Here is a 4,844-nt window from a genome sequence, read left to right on the forward strand (position 1 = left end):
TATTTCCCGCTGCCTGATGTTTTTGGTTTTATATAGCCATAGATGTTCAGCTCATCGGTTGGAAGATAGGTGCTCCTGTCTGTAAAGAGGTATTTCCAGTAGTCGTTTGAAGCCTGTGAAAACACTGGACCTGGTTCTCTGATTCCGTCATATTCCATATAGTATGGATAGAAGGATTTCATGGACCGCATGACAAAATCGCCGTATCCTTCAGCTCTTATTGTTGCATAGTCTATATAGTCGTTGGGATCATCTTCATATTTAAAAGAAGTGGTTCCGTCGCTGTTTGTTTTTCCCTTAAACTTCTCATTTACAGTTATTTCAGCATTTGTTACAGCTTCATTTGTCTTGTTGTCGAGTATCCAGAAGAAATGCTCATCTTCGAACTTGCTGTTGTAAACCAGAAGGTCATTTACATGTATATAGGTATAGTAGCTGTATTCCTTGTAGCTGATTCTTGCCATATAGTATCCCTGGTCAAGGGTTTCTGGTATATCGAATGAATGAATTGAATACCAGCCTATTTCTGTACTTTCTGGTTTTGACACGAAGGAGGTCACAGGTTCAAGGTATTCAGGTACCTTATTGCTGAAATTCTCATAGACATTGTCAAAGGAGAAAGTTTTGTCGTACTTCTTAAGGTCCTTTATGAAATCATTGGTGCTTTTAAAGCTGTATATATCAACATTGTAGTCATAGCCTATTGCATCCCTGTATACATTGGCTGTAATGAAATGGTTCTGACTAGTGGTGAAGTAGTTTACAGCATTGTCGATATTCATGAGTATATTTCCTTCTCTAGACTGGGTTGTGAAGGTGAAGATATAGTCTGCTCCTAGTTCAAGCTGACTGCCTGTGACATTTGCTCCGGCCTTTATGGTTACGGTATATACAGTATCAAGAGATAGAAGTACGTCGGGAACGAAGATCATTGAATAACCGTTTGAGGTGAAGCTACCCTTTGTTTCAGGCTGTATTTCGAAAGATTCTTCGAAGTTTTCAATATTTTTGTGTGAAAACATTACTTCTATTCCAGTGTCTATTGGAATATATGTTGACTTGTTGCCTGGAATGGAACCTATTACCTTAAGCTCTTTCTTGGTCTGAAATGCCCAGGAAAGGTCGTAGCTCTTTTCCTGATTTAATAGGGACACCTTGTAGATGGAATCCTTTTTAAGTTCATTCTTAGGCTTGATGACAAATTCTTTGTCCGATGTTTTTTCGATGTCGTAATTTATTTCTGGGGAAATATTTATGGAGCTTTTGAGAAAATCCACAGATACATCGTTCCTGGATTTGACTATGAATTCAGTGTCCGTGGTAATGCCGGCAGAATCTGAATTGGAAGCAAAGACAGCAAAATCCCATTCTCCCAGATCGCCAATGTTTCCAGTGTTGATCTGGTCAATATCCGGGTTCTTCGGTCCACAGGATGTGACAACCATTGAAAGACATAGTAAAACTGCAATAATTTTTAATTTCAAAACAATCACCTCTTCTATTATTTGTTTTATATAAATATAGACGATAAATATGTATTAATGTTCCAAGACACAGTAGAAACCTCCATGCTGGACATGGAGGCTCGACTGGAGGATTATAATGAAAAAAATCGGAATAGATTAGTTAATATTCAAACTACCTGATATGGTTGAAACCTTAATTTGATAGGTCCCATTACCACTTGTTGCTGTAATATCCTTGTTTGATATTTTTTCTATGTTTATGTCCACATTGGAATTGAAGTCTCCGCTGACAGTATTGTAGGAAAGTCTGTAGTCTGGAGTTCCACTTATTCTTATTGATGCATCGCCTGAGACTGTGGACATGGTTATATTTCCATTTAAATTGTCAAGGCTGAGATTAAGATCGCCGGAAGTTGAACTGAGTTCCACTGCATCAACCTGGCCTAGAAGAACTATTGATCCGGATACTGAGCTGGAATCAAGTTCTATGCCTGTTAAATCGTTAATATCTGTTTTTCCTGAAGTAGTACTAAGGTCTGATACACTTGATGTTACATTGTTAATGTTCAAGTCTCCGCTTACAGCTGAAAGGTTCAGACTGTCTATTTTCATATTGCTTATGTAAATATTTCCCGACACTGTTGACAGGCTAAGGTCTTCAAGTGTCAGTCCTTCAGATGAAATAAGTCCTGAAACAGTTGAGCAGTCCATGTCCTTCATATATTCTTCAGGTACTGCAATTCTAAGAATTAGTTCATTTTCTGATGTTTTTAAATCCAGCATTGATTCCTGTGTTTTTATTGTGACTGAGTCGTCGGAAGCTTCTACAATTAGCTTTGGTTCGTAGTTTGCCTTTAGGGTCCCGGTCAGTGTTACAAGGAACTGGTCACCTTCAACTTTTACTATTGTTATTTCCTTAACAGAGGCCTTTACATCTACCGAGTCTATTGTGCCGTAGTTGAAGGAATTGCTTTCGTCCATATTGTATGTTTTGTAAAAAATGCTGTTAATTGGATTGTAGGACCACATGCATCCTGTAGAGATGAGAGAAATTATGAGAATTATTGCCAGGAGCAGGTGTAGTTTTCTTTCTTTCATGATTACACCCCGTTTATATCTTTAATTTTTGGTAGTCAAGACGTTTAACACAACATAGTTGCTTTGTCTTACCAATATAATATACCCTGGAGTTAAAGGAATGATTAATCAAATATTAGAATTCAATTAGTAATATACATTTATTATACCATAAAATTAAAGTTTTTCTTTATTATTTCCTCTAAAAAGGTTATAATTATTGTTTGGATAGATTACCTTCGAATCGCAATTCTTGGAGGTTTAAATATAAATGGACAGATATGGAATTCATACAAGAAAGCAGCTCTGCTGCGTTAAATAGGTCACAGCGACATAGTCGCGTTAGATGCAAAGCGGATAGTGACCATAGCATTTATTAAGATGTGAAAGAAAATAAATAAGATGTGTTTGAAAGACGGATTTTGAACATGAAACAAGGAGTATAAAAGTGATAACAGTAACTAATGTAGGATTAAGCTTTGGAGGGCAACAGCTTTTCAAGGAGGTAGAATTAAAATTTACACCAGGCAACTGCTACGGTGTAATAGGTGCAAATGGTTCGGGAAAATCAACTTTTCTCAGGATACTTTCAGGAGATATAAGTCCTGGAACAGGAGAAATACACATAACTCCGGGAGAAAGACTTGCAGTTTTGAAGCAGGACCATTACGAATATGACAAGTTCAATGTACTGGAAACAGTAATAATGGGACACAAGAGACTTTATGACATAATGAAGGAAAAAGATGCAATATATATGAAGGAAGACTTCACAGATGAGGACGGAGTAAAGGCTGCCGAGCTTGAAGGCGAATTTGCAGAACTTAACGGATGGGAAGCTGAAACAGATGCAGAGAAGCTTCTGATGGGTCTGGGAGTAGAAAAAGTAGACTACGACAAGAACATGGAAGACATCGCAGCCGCAGACAAGGTTAAGGTGCTTTTGGCACAGTCACTGTTTGGAAACCCGGACATACTTCTAATGGATGAGCCTACCAACCACCTTGACTTCAGAGCAATAAACTGGCTTGAAGAATTTCTTTTGGAATATGAGAAAACAGTAATAGTAGTATCACACGACAGGCACTTTTTGAACAAGATATGTACACATATGGTTGATATAGATTTCAAGAAGGCAAAGATGTATGTAGGAAACTATGATTTCTGGTATGAATCAAGTCAACTTATGACAAGACTTCTAAAGGATCAGAACAAGAAGAAGGAAGAAAAGATGAAGGAGCTTCAGAACTTTATCGCAAGGTTTAGTTCAAATGCATCAAAGGCAAAGCAGGCAACATCGAGAAAGAAGCTTCTTGACAAAATTACCCTGGACGACATTCAACCTTCATCAAGAAAATATCCATTCGTAGGGTTTACTCCTGAAAGGGAGGCTGGAAAGGATATACTTGAAGTAGAAGGTCTTTCAAAGACTATAGATGGCGTGAAGATTCTTGACAATATTTCCTTTACTGTAAACAAGGGTGACAAGATAATCATCCTCAGCAAGAACGAGGCTGCAAGGTCAACGCTGTTCAAGATACTCATGGGTGAAATGGAACCGGACTCGGGAACATACAAGTGGGGAATTACAACCAAGAGAGACTATCTGCCAAAGGACAACGGTGAATTTTTCGATGGAGTGACGATTAATCTTATAGACTGGCTTAGACAGTTTTCTGCGGAAAAATCAGAAGCATTCATAAGAGGATTTCTTGGAAAGATGCTCTTTTCCGAGCAGGAACCTACAAAACAGGTTTCAGTACTATCAGGAGGAGAAAAGGTTAGATGCATGTTCTCCAAGCTAATGGTTTCAGGAGCAAATGTCATAATTCTTGATGAGCCTACAAACCACCTTGACCTTGAATCCATTCAGGCCGTGAACGATGGTCTTGTGGCCTTTAAGGGAACCATGCTCTTTACATCCCACGACCATAGGTTCATAAACACCATAGCAACAAGGGTGATTGAAATAACACCAAATGGAATATATGAGACATTAAATTCATTTGATGATTTCTTGAATGACAATGATCTTCAAAAGAAAATCGATAAAATGTACAAATAAAATAAACAAAAGCTTATAAATACTAGACTGTGGAAATCTGATTTCCGCAGTCTTTTGTTGTTTAGCCTTATTTAAAGAAACTTTCTTTCGCATCTTAATAAATGGTTTGGTCACTATCCGTTTCACATCTAACGCGACTATGTCGCTGTGACCTATTTAACGCAGCGTAACTGCTTTCTTGTAGTCTAAGAAAGTTAAAAATGCGTAATCCCTTGAAGCGTTGGTATTACGCCGTT

3 protein-coding genes are annotated in these 4,844 nt (G+C 37.9%); 1 reads left to right on the forward strand and 2 read right to left on the reverse strand.

The features are described from left to right. Positions 1–1,484, reverse strand: a 1,484-nt coding sequence (locus AC3AX0_RS07240; RefSeq protein WP_487549636.1) for an Ig-like domain-containing domain, incomplete at its 3' end; no start/stop codon positions are given. Between the two features lie 138 nt (positions 1,485–1,622). Further along, a complete protein-coding gene (locus tag AC3AX0_RS07245) occupies positions 1,623–2,564 on the reverse strand; it encodes a DUF4097 family beta strand repeat-containing protein (protein WP_487549637.1) in 942 nt (313 codons plus the stop codon). A 427-nt stretch (positions 2,565–2,991) separates the two neighbouring features. On the opposite strand from AC3AX0_RS07245, the gene AC3AX0_RS07250 reads away from it, so the two are divergent. Continuing rightward, positions 2,992–4,608 carry an ABC-F family ATP-binding cassette domain-containing protein gene (locus AC3AX0_RS07250; protein WP_487549638.1) on the forward strand — a complete coding sequence of 539 codons (1,617 nt, stop codon included), beginning with the start codon at positions 2,992–2,994 and terminating at the stop codon, positions 4,606–4,608. Positions 4,609–4,844: the final 236 nt, after the last annotated feature.

It is taken from the genome of Dethiosulfatibacter sp. (assembly GCF_983023055.1).